Consider the following 15,526-nt stretch of genomic DNA (forward strand, 5'->3'; position numbering starts at 1 on the left):
CTCACTGCGAACGGGCCTGCGCGGGCTGTGGCTTTTCCAGAATGACCAGCGCAATACCGCCGAGAATCGCCACGGACGCCACCAGCAGTCGCAGGGTCAGGGGCTCGCCGAGCAGCACAACGCCCCCTGCGGCGGCAATCACCGGCACACTCAGTTGTACCGTTGCTGCATGGCTGGCTTGCAGCAGCGGCAATGCGGTGTACCAGATGGCATAACCGATTCCGGAAGCCAGTGCGCCGGAGGCGATGGCGTAGGCAACTCCGGCGCTATCGAGTTGCGTGTTTTGCCACAGCAGCAGGCTCAGGACTGCCGCCATGGGTACTGTGCGCAGGAAATTGCCTGCAGTTACCCGGGTCGGATCGCCGCTGCCCTTGCCGCGCAGGGAATAGATGCCCCAGGCAACCCCGGCGCCGATCATCAGCAGCGAGCCCGTCAACGGGGGGGCGGAAAGCCCCGGCAGCAGGAGCCCGACCAGTCCGGCCAGTGCCAGCAGCAGGCCCAGCACCTGCAGTTTCAGCAGGCGCTCTCCGGCCCGGATGGCATAGCCGATCATCGTTGCCTGGACCGCACCAAACAGCAGCAGGGCACCGGTTCCGGCAGGCAGACTGACATAGGCCAGGGAAAACCCGCCGGCGTAGGCAAACAGCGCGAAAGCCGACGGCCAGTTGCCCGCACCGCTGGCGCTTGTCTGCCTGGAACGGACGATCAGCCAGAGAATCAGCGCACCGGAAATCAGGCGGATGCTGGTGAAACTGGCCGCATCAATGGCGGTGTCTTTGAGCGCGGCCCGGCACAGCAGCGAGTTGCCGGCAAAGGCCAGCATGGCAAGCGAGGTCAGGCTGGCGCTGCGGATATAGGACATGCAAATCTTCCTGCGAAGCATCGCTGCGAAAATGACCTGCAGCTTAATTCAGGCAGGATTCTGCCGTCTGCTGTTCTGCTTCAGGCGCCAGCGCTCATTCGTTCACGATCATCTGGAAACCGCCGAAGATCATGCGTTTGCCGTCGAAGGGCATCGGCTCGTCCGGGTTGCCCATACGCGGATCCTGCCTGGCTTTTTCCATGCCGGCATCGCGGACTGCTTTGGACGGCCAGCTGATCCAGGAGAAAACCACGGTTTCGTCCTCCTGACATTTCACCGCCATGGGGAACGAAGTCAGCTTGCCCTCCGGCACATCGTCACCCCAGCACTCCACCAGTTGCAAAGCGCCATACTCCTTGAATATGGCCGCCACCTTCCTGGCGAGTGCTATGTATTGTTGCTTGTTTGCATTCGGTACAGCGATAACGAAGCCGTCTATGTAGTCCATCTGCTGTTCTCCAGTTCAAATGCCGCGCTTGTTCAGCGGCACGCTTTGGCAGGGTTATTCCTGAATCTCCGCTTCAACCAGCATGGCCAGTTGCACCAGCGATTCCTGCCAGCCGAGGTAACACATCTCCAGCGGGATCGCCTCCGGGATGCCTTCCTGCACGATGCTCAGTTCGCTGCCGCAGGCAACGGCCTTGAGCCGGATGGTGGTGATCATGATGCCTGGCAGGGCAGGGTCATCGAAGACGTCGCTGTAGCACAGCAGCTCGTTGGGCAGTATTTCCACATACTCGCCCCCAAAGCTGTGACTGTGCTGGTTGCTGAAGTTGCAGAACGACATCCTGAATCGGCCGCCAATGCGGGCGTCCAGTTCATGCACGGTGGCGGTAAAGCCATTGGGCGGCAGCCACTTGGCCAGCGCCTCCGGGGTGATGAACGCACGAAAAATCCGTTCTGCCGGGGCGCGCAGCACCCGATGCAGGCGAACCGTATTTTCTGCCATGAGGCTGCTCCTGTGCCGGCCGCTACCGCTTGACTATAGAAGAAACTTTGCACCTTCGAGGATGCCAGTCGGCGGCTGCAAAGCTTCAGGTCTGCGGGTTCAACGCAAGCGCTGCAGGGTATAGCGGGCGATTTCCGCCAGATCATCACGCTTGACAAACAGGCCGTCGGCCGCCAGCTGCGCCAGCCCGTGCATGGCCGCCCACAGCAGTTGCGCCAGGCGCAAGGTGTTTTCTTCCGGCGGCAGTTCGCCAGCTTCCCTGAGCAAGTCAAACAGCTGCACGTACTGACGAAAGCAGTCCTTGGCGTAGCGCTGGAACTCGTCGGTATCGCTGCGCGTCTGTTCGCTGCGCCAGAGGGTCTGGCCAAACATCAGGCGATACAGCGCGCGGTGCTCCAGGGCGAAGTTCAAATAGCCCATAACCGCGCGGTACAGGCGTTCGTCCAGGCTGATGGCCGGATCATCGGTAAATCTGCCGAGCATCTGGTTGAGCAGGGCAAAACCTTGCTCGCCGATGGCGGCCAGCAATGCCTGCTTGTCGCGAAAGTGGTGGTAGGGCGCCTGCCGCGAAACGCCGACCTGTTCCGCCAGCCTCCGCAGGGAAAGCGCTTCCAGCCCTTCGCTGTCCAGCAGTGCCACACTGGCATCCAGCAGGCTTTGACGCAGGTTGCCGTGATGATAATCCGCTGTGCTGATGGCCATGTATGGGCTGTCCTGATGAACTTGACAGTGTCAGGATGGCGTCTTTATCTTGACGCCGTCAACATCCGGTTTCAGAGCCCAATTTCAAACAAGGTGCCCCCATGTCCTACAAGAGTTTCAACGTCAGCCTGCAAGACCAGATCGCCCACGTGCAGTTGTCCCGGCCCGAGGCGATGAACTCGATGAACGTCGATTTCTGGCAGGAACTGCCGCAGTGCATGCGTGAACTGGAAGCCAGTGGCGAGGCGCGGGTGATCGTTATTTCCTCCACCGGCAAACACTTCTCCGCCGGCATGGATCTGGGCGTGTTCACCAATCCCAAAGCCCTGCCCATGGGCGGGGAACAGGGGCGCATGGCGGAAAACCTGCGACGCACCGTGCTGCAATTGCAGGAGACCCTGAGCTCGCTGGAGGAAATCCGCGTGCCGGTGCTGGCCGCGATTCATGGCGGCTGCATCGGCGGGGCGCTGGACATGGTGTGTGCCGCCGACAGCCGCTATTGCAGTGCCGATGCCTATTTCACCATCAAGGAAACCGAGCTGGGCATGACCGCCGATGTCGGCACCCTGCAGCGCTTGCCCAAGTTGCTGCCGCAAGGCCTGGTGCGCGAGCTGGCCTACACCGGCCGCAAATTCAGCGCCGCCGAAGCCAAGGCGCTGGGCTTTGTCAACGAGGTGTACGAGAGTCAGGAAGCCCTGCTCGAAGGCGTGCTGGCCATCGCCGCGCAGATCGCCGCCCATTCACCGCTGGCGGTGAGCGGCTGCAAGGAAATGCTCAACTACAGCCGTGATCACAGCGTGGCAGACAGCCTGAAGTACATGGCGACCTGGCAATCGGGCATGTTCCGCCCCAACGACATGCTGAAAACCTTCCAGGCCAAAGCCAGCAAAACCACCGCCACCTTCGACAACCTGTTGCCGGTGAAAGCGGTTTTTTCCGAATAACCAAACTGTTGCTGAATGCCCCGGATGCTGGTGATGGCGCCGGGGTGCTGCGCTGCAACGGCAGACGCGTCGCGTTGCCTGCGCGGGGCAGCACCCGGACCGCTGGCTAAACGTTGATCGTGTAATTCAGGGTAGCTTCATCGCCGGTCATGCCGCGAAATCCCCAGCAATGCGCGGGTTGCTCGAACAGCGTGATTTCGACATCAACCGGCGGTATCGCCAGTTCACGCTCGAAGGCCGCAAAAATTTCCTTGATCAGCTGCTTTTTGCTGGCTTCGCTGCGCCCGGCAATCATGCTGATTTCGATCACGGTGTACTGCTCTGATCGGCCGCCCGGGTAATAGAAGTTGCTTTTATCCAGCGGGACAAAGCGCTGGGCACGTTTGTCTTCGGGCAAGCCGAGCACCCGGGTCATGCAGCCATGCAGTACATCAGACATCTTTGCCTTGTTGGCATTGAGCAGGGTATCGATGCCATAAATGGTGATCATCCGGATTCCTTGGTAATTCTTGAGCAGTTCGGCCTTGCGCCATTGCGTCTCACTTTACCGCCAAATTGAATCGTCAGTGCTCAGTCGTTTGCATTCGCACTGACCCGGTGATTGCAGATCATGGGCTGGTCAATAGCGGGAGGGCGGACAGTGCTGCAAAATAAATCTGTCCCCTTTTGAATTGCGGACTATGCTGCTGCAAAATAAATCTGTCCCCTTTTTTCCTTGAGTCCATTGCAGCAGTATCAGGATGAAAGTCTAACTGAGAGATGAACTAATGTTTGTGAAAACTAAATATGCACCTATTAAACTGGTTGTGTGTGCTGGTCTATTAATATTTATATTTTCTTTTGAGTTAAAGGCTCAAAATTATATTCAGCCAACTGGCCCTGTAGAGGGAATTAGCCAGGAAAAGCTTAAGGAGCTTAGGGCTAGAGTTTCACCTTTAATATATAGACAGTCTCCAAGTGATTTTGGGGGTGCGATTGCATGCTCTAAAGCTTTATGTGATCGTTTTGGAGTCCCGGTACCGGAAGGTATGGAAATTGATTCAAAAGAAGAAATAGGTGTTGAGGTGCGTTTGCAAATTAAGCCGGAATGGATAACGGAAAAGCCTGCAACTATCCCGCCATCGCATTATACCTGCCAGTTTATTGTAATGTTTCCCTCTAAATGGGATGTTTATACAGCAGACGGATCCAGTGATTGGGCTCAAGTTGAGTTGGTTGCGAAATCTTCCCTTGTACGCAGTCTAAGATTTGACGACAAAAAATTCAGTCGTGAAAAAATTGAAAAAATTAATAATATTCACTCTTACAGAAGCATTAGGTCAGCAGATAAGAGTAGAAATATTACAAATTCTCTAGAGGCTTTAGAGGTTCATAAAGAAATCGCTCCTGGGCTGGGCATTGCAATAGTCCGAGATATCGGCTGCGATAAGATTATAAGTGAGGATCGTATCGAGCTTTATATTCCGACTAAATCCGCATATCCATCCGGCCCTGACAAGACAAGGGCGACGTTGAGTGATAAATTTTTTAAAGAAATATTACTTCCCTCTAGATTCTCTCAAGAAATGAATAAATTCACATTTAATAACCGACCTGCAAGCTAAGGATTTGTCCATGAACAACACGAGTGCTTCTGGCACTTCTCTGCCGTTCGTTTATATCTTGCCACTGCAACTCACTGGTCAGCCTGATGCAATCACTCAGGCTTTGAAAAGAATGCGTTTCTTGCCTTCCCACAGCGTGGCAACGCCAATTTCCCTGAGCTTGTCGAGGTCGGAGGTGATGGTCGCAAAGTGATTGCCGGCCAGGGTGCCGGCTTTCGAGGCGAACTGGACGCAGCCGTAGGCGATCTGGGAAAAAGGGGACAGATTTATTTATTGGGTCATTGTCTGCTTCTGGCACTTCTCTGCCGTTCGTTTATATCCTGCCACTGCTACTCACTGGTCAGCCTGATGCAATCACTCAGGCTTTGAAAAGAATGCTTTTCTTGCCTTCCCACAGTGTGGCAACGCCAATTTCCCTGAGCTTGTCGAGGTCGGAGGTGATGGTTGCAAAGTGATTGCCGGCCAGGGTGCCGGCTTTCGAGGCGAACCGGACGCAGCCGTAGGCGATCAGTATTTCCGTTTCGCTTTTGCCCTTGGGATACAGGAGTATCTGGCCGGGGGCGGGGTAGGAGGTGGCGTCTTCGTACTCGACAGCAAAGTCCCTGTCACCCAGCGGAATCCACACACCCTCGCCACTCCAGCGCACATGGACGATCTCGCCGGCAAAGGGCATCGCTTTGCGAAAGATGGCGCAGGTTTTCGGGGATTTGCGCTCTTCAAATACGGCTGTAAACGCATGTCCGGCTATTTCGATAATCATCCTGACCTCGCTGGCTTGCTGCGGCTGGTTGACGTCTGGTGCTGATGGGTTCGGCAAATCATGGTTGGTCTTTCCGGCGCCGCAACTGTGCGTGCCCTGGCGGAAACCACCACCATGAAGCCGCGACCGCCAGGGCAAACAGCGTGTAGGCGGCGGTGAAGACCCAGGGCGAGGCCTCCCAGAACAACAGGGCTTGCAGCCAGTGCTCGATGAAGCTGCCCTGGTAAGTGCCGGTGTTGGCTTGCCGCCGTAGCCACTGCTCCAGCGTGGTGAGCGGGCAATCGATGCCCAGCCAGGCTTGTGTCGCTACAAAGACGATAGTCGCCAGATGGGCCAGCCGGAACCAGAGCGAGTTGACCCAGTGCCATTTGCGCAGATTGCCGATCACTATCAGAGCCAGCCCACCGATGACGAACAGCACCAGAGCGGTATGCAGGATAAGTACGGCATCGGCCAGCAACTGAAAATGCAGGGGCTCGGTCATGTGAAATGCCTGACGATCAGGTTAGCTGCCGCAGAACAACTACTGCGCTTGATGCCCGGGGCGTTTATTCAAGCCATTTTCTGAGCTTGGCCTTCATATCGTTGACCTTGCCTTCGCCGGCATCCTTGAGTTCGGCAATCGCCTGATTGGCTTCATTGATATTGCTTTTGAGGCTTTCGAGGGCATTGGCAATATTCAGTTTGAGTTCGGCGCTGGCTTTCTGGTTTTCCGCTTCGGCCTTTTCCTTTTCGGCGTCTGCAGTGAGCGATTCCAGCTGTTTGTTCCAGAGTTCGATCTGGCTTTCCAGCTTCTTGGTCAGATTGTCTTTGATGCTCATGCTTTGGTCCTTTTGATGCCCGGGGGCAGGGGTAATCGAGCCTTCAACAATAACCCTTCAATCCATTGCCTGCCATGTCGCATTCCAGCACTTTGATCAGAAAGCTGTACTCCAGCGCCACATCGCGCAGCGCCTGATAGCGGCCGCTCATGCCACCGTGACCGGCGTCGAGGTCGGTTTTCAGCAGCAGCAGGTTGTTGTCGGTCTTGTGCGCACGCAGCTTGGCAACCCATTTGGCGGCTTCCCAGTACTGCACGCGGCTGTCGTTGTAGCCGGCGACCACCAGCAGCGGCGGATAAGCCTGGTTGCTGACATTCTCGTAGGGCGCGTAGCTCTGGATGCGCGCGAATACCGCAGGATCACGGGGGTCGCCCCATTCATCGTATTCGGTGACGGTCAGCGGCAGATCGGGGTTCTGCATGGTGTTGAGCACGTCGACGAAGGGCACTTCGGCTATTGCCGCGCCGAACAGTTCGGGACGCTGGTTGAGCACCGCGCCGATCAGCAGGCCACCGGCACTGCCGCCGCTGATGGCCAGTTGCGCGGGGGTGGTGTAGCCATCGGCGATCAGCTGTTCGGCGCAGGCGATGAAGTCGCTGAAGCTGTTCTGCTTGTGTTCCAGCTTGCCGGCGCGGTACCAGGCTTCACCCAGCTCGCCACCGCCGCGCACATGGGCGATGGCGAAGATGAAGCCGCGCTCCAGCAGGCTCAGGCGGGCATGGGAAAACCACGGATCGAGGCATTCGCCGTAGGCGCCGTAGCCGTAGAGATAGAGCGGCGCGGGCTGGCCGAGCACCTCGCGCCGGGCCACCAGACTGATCGGTACGCGGGTGCCGTCCGGCGCGCTGGCCCAGACCCGCTGGCTGACATAGGCATCGGCGTCGAAGGGGCCGAGCACGGCAGTTTCCTTGAGCACCTGCTGGGCGCCGCTGGCGAGGTCGAGCTGGCGGATCTGCGCCGGGCGGTTGAGGGCTTCGTAGCGCAGGCGAATCTGCGGGCTGGCGAACTCCAGGGTGTCCTGGATCGACAGGCTGTAGGCGGCATCCGGCAGTTGCACGCGGTAGCCGGGCAGGCCGGCGGGATGCACCTGGATCACCGGCAGGCCGGCTTCGCGCAGGCTGAGGACAAAGGCGCCGGCATTCAGGCTGAAGCCTTCGAGCATCACCTGCGGATCATGGGCGATCAGCTCGTGCCACTGTGCGCGACCGGGGAATTGTTGCGCGGCAGCGCTGGCCTCGACGGCGTACAGGGCGAAGTTGATGCCGCTCTGGTTGCTGCGGATCAGCCAGTGCCACTGGCCATCGAGCAGGCCGTGATCGACATCGTAGTCATGTTCTTCTTCCCGTGCGGCGATGCAGCGGAAGGCGTCCTGCGGCGTGGCGGCATCCAGCACCCACACCTCGCTGGTGGTTTTGCTGCCCAGATGCAGGATCAACTGGCGTTCGGAACTGCTGCGGTAGCAGTGCAGGAAGAAACGCCCGTCGCTTTCCTCGAAAACCATCTCGGCGCCTGTGTTGCCCAGCGTATGCCGGTAGAGCTTGTGCGGGCGGTGGGTGTCGTCCAGTTCGCCGAAGAACAGCGTGCGGTTGTCATTGGCCCAGGTCAGGCTGCCATCGCAGTCGGCAAAGGGCAGGGCGGTGATGGTGCCGCTGCTGAGGTCCTTGACGAACAGCTGGTAAATCTCGTCGCCACTGCTGTCGAGGCTGTAGGCCAGCTGGTTGTGATCGGGGCTGATGCTGAACGCGCCGAGGGCAAGATAACCGCCCGCCGCCAGTGCGTTGGGGTCCAGCAGCAGTTGCTCGCCGGCTTGATCGACCTCCAGCGAACCGTCCGCCGGACGTGGGCAACGGTAGTGCCGCGGGTATTCATCGCCGGCAGTGGTGCGCTGGTAGTACAGCCACGGGCCCCAGGGCGAGGGCAGCGACAGGTCGGTTTCGCGGATGCGGCTCTTGATCTCGTGGAACAGGCTTTCGCGCAGCTCGGCCTGATCGGCCAGTCGGGCTTCGAGCCAGGCATTTTCCTGCTGCAGATAGGCCAGCACCTCGGCATCATCGCGCTGCTCCAGCCAGGCGTAGGGATCCGGTGTATCGGCGAGGCGGGCGACGGGAACTGCAGGCATGGGAGATTCTCTGGGGGATACGGGGGCGCCGGAGCGGCGAAAAGCCGTTATCATAAGCGCCCCTTTGCCAGCCCGGCCATCGACCATCATGACCGAAAACGATTATCTGCTTGCCTGGAGCGCCTACGCCGTTGCCGGACTCGGTTGCCTGCTGGTGTGGTGCCTGATGACTGACTGGATGTGGCGCTGGCTGCGCGAGCCGCTGCGGCTGGTGGTGGCGGTGCTGCTGTTTACCCCGACCGTGGTCGATCCGGGCAAGGATTTCATGGCGCCGGCGATCGCCATTGCCGCGATGGATCTGCTGCTCAAGGTCGGTGATAACGCCTGGCGGGCCCTGGCCGATCTTTCCAGCTACATGCTGGTAGCTTTTGCCGTGTATCTGGTGCTGGTTGTCATCCGCTGGCCGATCGAGCGTGCCATACGCCGTTTGCGTCAGCCGCGCGCTCCGGCAAACAACCTTGAGCCGGAACCGACCCTGCGCGAGATACTGGATGACGGCAATACCTGGATCGACCAGAACGGCGACCGCCGGCTACGGGTTGATCCGCACCTCTGACAGCCCGGCGGCGGGCTGCATCCCCGGCCAATGCCAACTGCAACTGCGGGTGAAGCATGTGTGAATTGCTCGGCATGAGTGCCAGCGTACCTACCGATATCGTGTTCAGCTTCACCGGCCTGATGCAGCGCGGCGGGCGCACCGGGCCGCACCGTGACGGCTGGGGCATTGCCTTCTACGAGGGGCGTGGCCTGCGCCTGTTCCAGGACCCGGCCGCCAGCAGCGAATCGGAAGTGGCGCGACTGGTGCAGCGCTACCCGATCAAGAGCGAGACGGTGATCGGGCATATCCGCCAGGCCAATGTCGGGCGCATCTGTCTGGCCAACACCCATCCCTTCGTGCGGGAGCTGTGGGGGCGCAACTGGTGTTTTGCGCACAACGGGCAACTGGCGGACTTTCACCCGCAAGCGGGTTTTTACCGGCCGGTGGGCGATACCGACAGCGAGGCGGCTTTCTGCGAGCTGCTCAATCGCGTGCGTCAGAGCTTTCCCGAACCGGTGGCGCTGGAGCTGCTGTTGCCCGGGCTGGTTGCCAGCTGTGCGGGTTTCAGCCGGCTGGGGGTATTCAACTGCCTGCTGAGTGATGGCGACTGGTTGTTCACCTTCTGCTCGACCAAGCTGGCGCATATCACCCGGCGCGCGCCCTTTGGCCCGGCGCAACTCAAGGACGCCGAGTTGACCGTGGATTTCCAGGCAGAAACCACGCCCACGGATGTGGTCAGCGTGATTGCTACCGAAGCACTGACGGCGAATGAGCCATGGACACTGTATGCGCCGGGCGAGTGGCGCCTGTGGCGCGCCGGCGAGTGTATTGCCAGTGGTGTGGTTGCTGGCTGATCCGGCCCCCTGTAGGAGCGGGCTTGCCCGCGATCAGTGGCGGGCTAATGCATCGCCGGCAAGCCGGCTCCTACGCAGACTTTATTCGCTGGCAGGTTCTGTGCCGGACCTGCTGCCAGTGCAACTCAGTTTGCGGTACGGCTGGCCGCCTGCTCCTGACGGGCATAAAACAGGCACAGCGGCAGCAGGATCGGCAGGCTGCTGAGCAGGATCACCAGCAGCATCAGGATGACTCTGGGGTCCGTGAAGTTCTGGCTGACGATCACCAGGGCTGCGGCCAGGTTGGGTTGCGCGCAGTTGATTGAAAGCACTCTGCGCCGGCCAGGCTGCGGGCCGCCGAGCAGCCAGCCGGCCAGACAGGCAAGCAGCAGGAACATGAACGCTGCAAGGAACGCATGGCTGCCGATAATTCCGAGCAATTCCTGCCAGTGCACGGCCGGCAGCAGAATGCAGATCAGTACGGTGCACAGTGTCGAGATGCCTTGCACGCTGTTGTGCAGCATGGTCGCCCAGTAAGGCAGGCGCGCGCGCATCACCAGCCCGATGAGCAGCGGCAGCAGGACGGTGAAAATCAGCGTGAGTACGATGGACTGCGCGCTTACGTGAACGCCGTCGAGCAGCAGTGGCAGCAGCACCGGCTGGCTGAACACAGCCAGCACCAGAACGATTATCAGCAGGCCGACGGTAATCGCCGGTTCACCTTTGGCCAGGGCGACCAGCTTGATCACTACCGGACCGCCGGGGGCGGTTGCCAGTACCATCAGGCCGGCGGTGAGCATCGGGTCCAGTTGAAACAGCCGGGCAACGCCGAAGGCCAGCGCAGGCAACACCACAAAGTTGGCCAGCAGCGCCCGCGCCAGCCAGCCACGATCGGTTAGTGACGAGGAGATTTCGCGCACGCTCAGCAACATGCCGACACCGAGCATGGTCGAGACTACGAAGACGATGGCAAGCAACTGGCCGATGATCTGCATCAGACAAACCTTGAGCGCAGCGGGGCGTGCAGGGCCCGAATGGCCGGCAGCACGCTGCTGCGGAGTTGAATGGAGGATGGATAACCGTGATCCATGGTGCCATTTCCTGTGATGGGTGAACTAGAGGACGCTGGTATCGCCAGCCGCCGAGTGCAGGCGGATTTGCGCGTATGCACAGTCGCCGGTACCGCGCTGGAAGATGCTGTTGGCGATCAGCCAGACGCGGGTAATGCGCGCCGGTGGTTCGCCCATGTACTTGCGGTAGTCGTCGTGCAGGTTGCGGCGTTCGTCCAGCCACTGTCCCAGCCCCGCCTGACCGCTGCGCACCACCACGTGGTACTCGATGCCTTTCCAGTTCGGTAACGGGCAGTCATAGCCGGTGCCTTCGGGCAGGGTGCTGCTCCAGTAGTAGGTGATGTCGCGGCCGTTATCGAACTCTACCGCCAGGCTCAGGTAGTCATGGCTGGGCACGGCATCCTCGCGCAGGGTCGAGGGCAACTGGTTGATGCACCAGCGCCAGCTGATCTCGCTGTGTGCCGTCAGCGGCAGGTCGACATCCTTCTGCAGGATGCCGACGTCGGCGTGGGTGTGGCAGTGGATGCACGCCTGGCCGTGCGCGTCCTGCTGTTGCCGGTAGATTTCGCCCGGGCCCAGATGCCACAGGTAGTGCCAGCCGGGCGGGGTGGTGTCGCCCTGCTCGATGCGTTGCAGTTCGGCCTGGATACGGCCCTGATAGTCGCCATGGGCGAGCAGCTGTTGCAGGCCTTCAGCTGCGCTGCCGTTCCAGCGGATCATCAGAATTTTCAGCTCGCCGCCGAGGGACTGGTACACCGCGTCACTCTGCTTGCGCTGACCCTGGGCATCGGCCCAGTCATTGGGAAAGTAGTTGCCGAAAGTCAGCTCGCCGCCGCTTTGCGCGACAAACGAGTGACTGTTGCGCGTACCACGAAAGATCTCGCCCTGGGCACCGACCTTGCACCACAACTGCAGGGCAGGATTCAGGTAGATATCGAGGAAGCGGTTGGCATACACGCGGCCTTCGACGAAGTAGCTGACCGCGTCGCCTGCCTGCAGCACAAAGTTGCCGGGAAACCAGGGTGCCTGGGTGGCCGGCAGGGTCAGCCAGGCGTAGTTGCCCACGCTGGCCGGGGTGGCCTGATCGAGCAGTTGCTGCATGCCGCGGGTAAAGGCCTGCAGATCCGGCGGTGCGCTAACCTCGGCGCGCAGACGCCTGAGCAGTGAACGACCTGCCAGCCTGCCGGCTACGCCGAGTTCGGTGAAGATGCCTGCCATGGGTCAATCCTTGGGTCGTGCCAAGCCGGAGCTGTCAGGCAGTGAGCATGGCCCACTCTGCGCGGCTGCACAAACCGGCGTTTGCCGCTGCCGCAAGCAAGCGCCAGGCGCGGTCGCGGCTCATGGCTGTTTTGTCTCTATGGTGGTGACAGATCTGCCGGGCTGGCGCAGGGGCGGGAAATCCTCGGGGGTCAGGGTTTCCTTGTCCAGCAGCAGGCGGGCACCCTGGCGGAGGTTGTCGTGCTGTTCCTGCAGCAGGGCTTTGGCTCTGGCATAGGCTTCGTCGAGCAGGGCTTTGACGCACAGGTCGATTTCCCGCGCGGTCTGTTCCGAGTAGTCCTTTTCCCGCAGGCTGATCGCATGCTCGCCCAGGTAGCTGGCACTCTGGCGTTCCAGTACCGCCTGGCCGACATCACTCATGCCGAAGCGGGTGACGATCTGCCGGGCAATATCGGTTGCCTTGCCCAGATCATCGGCCGCGCCGGTGGATATTTCAGCGAATACCAGCTGTTCCGCCGCACGCCCGGCCAGCAGCACCACCATGCGGTTCTTGAGCTCCTGCAGGGTAATCAGGAAGCGGTCTTCGGTGGGCCGCTGCAGGGTGTAGCCCAGCGCGCCGACCGAGCGCGGGATGATCGAAACCTTGTGTACCGGGTCCATGCCTTCGAGACTGGCGGCGGCCAGCGCGTGGCCCATTTCATGGTGGGCCACCACTTCCCGCTCATGGGGCAGCAGCAGCCGACCATGGCGTTCACTGCCGACCACGATGCGCTCCACCGCTGCCGTGAAATCTTCCATGCCTACCTGCTCGGCACCACGGCGGGTGGCGAGGATGGCCGCTTCGTTGACCAGGTTGGCCAGATCGGCGCCGGAAAAGCCGGTGGTAATGCCGGCAACCGGTTCCAGGTCGAGATCTGCGGCTACCTGGATGCGTTTCACATGGACCTTGAGAATCTCGATACGGCCGCGGCGATCGGGGCGGTCGATGACAATCTGGCGGTCGAAGCGGCCGGCGCGCAACAACGCCGGATCGAGTATTTCCGGACGGTTGGTGGCCGCCAGCAGCACCACGCCTTCGCGTGTATCGAAACCGTCGAGTTCGGCGAGCAACTGGTTGAGGGTCTGCTCCTTCTCGTCGTTGCCACCGAAGCTGCCGGCGCCACGGGCCTTGCCCAGCGCGTCGAGTTCATCGATGAAAATGATGCAGGGCGCGGATTTGCGCGCCTGTTCGAACAGGTCACGCACCCGCGCCGCACCGACACCGACAAACATCTCGACGAACTCCGAGCCGGAAATGGAAAAGAACGGCACATTGGCTTCGCCAGCCACCGCCTTGGCCACCAGCGTCTTGCCGGTGCCGGGCGGCCCGACCAGCAGGATGCCCTTGGGTATGCGCGCACCCAGGCGGCTGTACCTGGGCTGGTCCTTGAGGAAGGACACCACTTCCATCAGCTCGCTTTTGGCCTCGTCGATTCCGGCGACGTCGTTGAAGGTCACCCCGGTGTCACGCTGCACGAATACCTTGGCCCTGGACTTGCCGACGCTGACCATGCCGCCCAGCCCCTGTTTGTCGACCATGCGCCGGATCAGCAGGCTCCAGAGGGCGAAGATCAGGATAAACGGCAGCAGCCAGCCGAGTATGTTGCTCAGCAGCCCGCCCTGCAGGGTGCCGGTGAAGGTGACATTGGATTGCTCCAGCGCCTGCGCCAGTTCGGGCTCCACCCGTATGGTGCGGAACTGGCTGTGCTGGTTGATCGGCTCCTTGAGGGTGCCGGTGATTTCCTGCTGCTCGATGCGCAGATCACCGAGTTTGTTTTCCTTGAGCAGGCGCAGGAATTCGCTGTAGGGCAGCGCTTCGATGGTGCTGCGCTCGGCCCACCAGCCCTGTGCGGTCAGCAGCAGGCTGAAGGCCAGCAGAAAGTACCAGACGGTCCATTGATTGGGCTTTTGCATGGTGACAGTCCTTGCAATGCATACCGGCTTATTTTGCTGCTGCTGCCGTAGCGATGCATTGATCTGGACAAGGTTTTGCGTGCAAGAAGGGGCGGATTCCGGGCGTGAGGCCGGTTATGCCAGATTCGCGGCTGGCAAGCTCGTCAGGCCGACACGCCAGGTGCGTGTCGGCGGGTGCGAAGGGTGGCAGGCGCTTTGCAGTGTGCGTGCCGGGGTTGGCGCCACGCCTGCCATGGCCTGAACGGCAACCCGTGGCCGATTGGCCGGTGGGTCGGGAGCTGGCTCAGTCGGTTTGTTCGACGGTGACGCGTACCGGAATCCACTGGTTGAGCACTTTGTCCACGCTGCCGTCCTGCTGCATCGCGGCCAGCTGCTGGTTGAGCATGTCGAGCAATTGCGGCTGGTCCTTGTTGACGGCCCAGGCCAGATGTTCTTCGGTCAAAGGGTTGCGCAGGCTCATCAGGCTTGAGTAGCGGCGGTCCTGATCGACCATCCAGCTGGTCACCGAGTCATGCACCAGACAGTCGATTTCACCCTTGAGCAGGGCATCGAGGGCCGGTTCCACCGAGGCAAACGAGCGCAGCGTGGTCATGCCGGCGAATTTCTGTACAAAGGCGGCACCGGTGGTGTCGGCGACATAACCGATACGCACATTCGGCTGCAGGATATTGGTCGGGCTGCTGTAGCGGGCTACATCCTCAACGCGAATGATCGCCATCTGGCCGATGCTGAAGTAGGACTTGGTGAAATCGACTTTTGCGGCACGCTCGGGGGTGATGCTCATGCCGGACATGATCACGTCGATATCGCCTTGTTGCAGCGCCATGATCAGGCTGCTCCAGGGCATCACCTTGAACTGGAAGTCCTTGCCGCTGCGCAGGCTCAGCATGCTGGCGAAGTCCGCATCGATGCCGACCACCTTGCCATCGACCACTTCACTTAGTGGCGGATAGTCGCCGGAGGTGCCGACGCGGATGACCTTGTTGTCCAGCACGTTGCCGGCAACAGCAGCGCCAGTAGCCAGCAGGCAGCACCAGGCAAGCAGAAGAGAACGCAATGAAGGCATGTCAGTAGATCCTTTGAGAGGCGGATGATGGCTGTCCCAGCCGTACAGGCCCGCAGTCTAGAACAGCAGGCTCATCCGTTGCCAATA

The 15,526-nt window shown here is 60.5% G+C and carries 18 protein-coding genes; 4 read left to right on the forward strand and 14 right to left on the reverse strand.

Annotated features, from left to right (window positions below):
• Position 1: 1 nt before the first annotated feature.
• The 4 genes from BLT89_RS06255 to BLT89_RS06270 form a co-directional block, all read right to left on the reverse strand.
• On the reverse strand, positions 2-862 hold the full coding sequence (locus tag BLT89_RS06255; protein WP_090193618.1) for a DMT family transporter: 861 nt from the start codon (positions 860-862) through the stop codon (positions 2-4).
• A 94-nt stretch (positions 863-956) separates the two neighbouring features.
• Positions 957-1,310: a DUF1428 domain-containing protein gene (locus BLT89_RS06260; RefSeq protein WP_090193619.1), complete on the reverse strand. Its 354-nt coding sequence runs from the start codon at positions 1,308-1,310 to the stop codon at positions 957-959.
• Positions 1,311-1,364: 54 nt separating this feature from the next.
• Entirely contained in the window at positions 1,365-1,811 is a 447-nt protein-coding gene (locus tag BLT89_RS06265; RefSeq protein ID WP_090193620.1) for an SRPBCC family protein, read from the reverse strand.
• A 99-nt stretch (positions 1,812-1,910) separates the two neighbouring features.
• Positions 1,911-2,513 carry a TetR/AcrR family transcriptional regulator gene (locus tag BLT89_RS06270; protein WP_090193621.1) on the reverse strand — a complete coding sequence of 201 codons (603 nt, stop codon included), beginning with the start codon at positions 2,511-2,513 and terminating at the stop codon, positions 1,911-1,913.
• 101 nt (positions 2,514-2,614) lie between these two features.
• Here BLT89_RS06270 and BLT89_RS06275 point away from each other — a divergent pair, with 101 nt between their 5' ends.
• On the forward strand, positions 2,615-3,457 hold the full coding sequence (locus tag BLT89_RS06275; RefSeq protein WP_090193622.1) for a crotonase/enoyl-CoA hydratase family protein: 843 nt from the start codon (positions 2,615-2,617) through the stop codon (positions 3,455-3,457).
• Between the two features lie 106 nt (positions 3,458-3,563).
• On the opposite strand, the gene BLT89_RS06280 is transcribed toward BLT89_RS06275, so the two are convergent.
• The gene (locus tag BLT89_RS06280) at positions 3,564-3,947 is read right to left on the reverse strand and encodes a tautomerase family protein (RefSeq protein WP_090193623.1); all 384 of its coding nucleotides are present in this window, start codon (positions 3,945-3,947) and stop codon (positions 3,564-3,566) included.
• 277 nt (positions 3,948-4,224) lie between these two features.
• Between BLT89_RS06280 and BLT89_RS17595 the strand changes: the two genes are divergently transcribed.
• The gene (locus BLT89_RS17595; protein ID WP_157718806.1) at positions 4,225-5,061 is read left to right on the forward strand and encodes a hypothetical protein; all 837 of its coding nucleotides are present in this window, start codon (positions 4,225-4,227) and stop codon (positions 5,059-5,061) included.
• A 96-nt stretch (positions 5,062-5,157) separates the two neighbouring features.
• On the opposite strand, the gene BLT89_RS18065 is transcribed toward BLT89_RS17595, so the two are convergent.
• From BLT89_RS18065 to BLT89_RS06305, 5 genes are all read right to left on the reverse strand, one after another.
• Positions 5,158-5,331, reverse strand: coding sequence for a DUF3830 family protein (locus BLT89_RS18065; RefSeq protein ID WP_090198762.1), 174 nt, complete (start codon positions 5,329-5,331; stop codon positions 5,158-5,160).
• A gap of 88 nt (positions 5,332-5,419) precedes the next feature.
• Complete coding sequence (locus BLT89_RS06290) at positions 5,420-5,821, reverse strand: DUF3830 family protein (protein ID WP_090198765.1); 402 nt, start codon at positions 5,819-5,821, stop codon at positions 5,420-5,422.
• A 58-nt stretch (positions 5,822-5,879) separates the two neighbouring features.
• Positions 5,880-6,305, reverse strand: coding sequence for a DUF2784 domain-containing protein (locus tag BLT89_RS06295; protein ID WP_090193624.1), 426 nt, complete (start codon positions 6,303-6,305; stop codon positions 5,880-5,882).
• Between the two features lie 64 nt (positions 6,306-6,369).
• Positions 6,370-6,642, reverse strand: coding sequence for a hypothetical protein (locus BLT89_RS06300; RefSeq protein WP_090193625.1), 273 nt, complete (start codon positions 6,640-6,642; stop codon positions 6,370-6,372).
• Between the two features lie 43 nt (positions 6,643-6,685).
• The gene (locus BLT89_RS06305) at positions 6,686-8,761 is read right to left on the reverse strand and encodes a S9 family peptidase (protein WP_090193626.1); all 2,076 of its coding nucleotides are present in this window, start codon (positions 8,759-8,761) and stop codon (positions 6,686-6,688) included.
• An 88-nt stretch (positions 8,762-8,849) separates the two neighbouring features.
• On the opposite strand from BLT89_RS06305, the gene BLT89_RS06310 reads away from it, so the two are divergent.
• A complete protein-coding gene (locus BLT89_RS06310; RefSeq protein ID WP_090198768.1) occupies positions 8,850-9,317 on the forward strand; it encodes an MFS transporter in 468 nt (155 codons plus the stop codon).
• Between the two features lie 56 nt (positions 9,318-9,373).
• Positions 9,374-10,153, forward strand: a complete 780-nt coding sequence (locus tag BLT89_RS06315) for a class II glutamine amidotransferase (RefSeq protein WP_090193627.1) — start codon at positions 9,374-9,376, stop codon at positions 10,151-10,153.
• A 125-nt stretch (positions 10,154-10,278) separates the two neighbouring features.
• Here the strand turns inward: BLT89_RS06315 and BLT89_RS06320 are convergent, their stop codons facing one another.
• From BLT89_RS06320 to BLT89_RS06335, 4 genes are all read right to left on the reverse strand, one after another.
• The gene (locus BLT89_RS06320; protein ID WP_090193628.1) at positions 10,279-11,127 is read right to left on the reverse strand and encodes a bile acid:sodium symporter family protein; all 849 of its coding nucleotides are present in this window, start codon (positions 11,125-11,127) and stop codon (positions 10,279-10,281) included.
• Positions 11,128-11,247: 120 nt separating this feature from the next.
• A complete protein-coding gene (locus BLT89_RS06325; protein WP_090193629.1) occupies positions 11,248-12,420 on the reverse strand; it encodes a DUF3047 domain-containing protein in 1,173 nt (390 codons plus the stop codon).
• A gap of 120 nt (positions 12,421-12,540) precedes the next feature.
• On the reverse strand, positions 12,541-14,373 hold the full coding sequence (gene ftsH / locus BLT89_RS06330) for an ATP-dependent zinc metalloprotease FtsH (protein WP_090193630.1): 1,833 nt from the start codon (positions 14,371-14,373) through the stop codon (positions 12,541-12,543).
• Positions 14,374-14,656: 283 nt separating this feature from the next.
• Positions 14,657-15,439 (reverse strand): substrate-binding periplasmic protein, encoded by a 783-nt coding sequence (locus BLT89_RS06335; protein WP_090193631.1) that lies wholly within the window; start codon positions 15,437-15,439, stop codon positions 14,657-14,659.
• Positions 15,440-15,526: the final 87 nt, after the last annotated feature.

Source organism: Pseudomonas pohangensis (assembly GCF_900105995.1).
In the GTDB taxonomy this organism is placed as follows: Bacteria; Pseudomonadota; Gammaproteobacteria; order Pseudomonadales; family Pseudomonadaceae; genus Aquipseudomonas; species Aquipseudomonas pohangensis.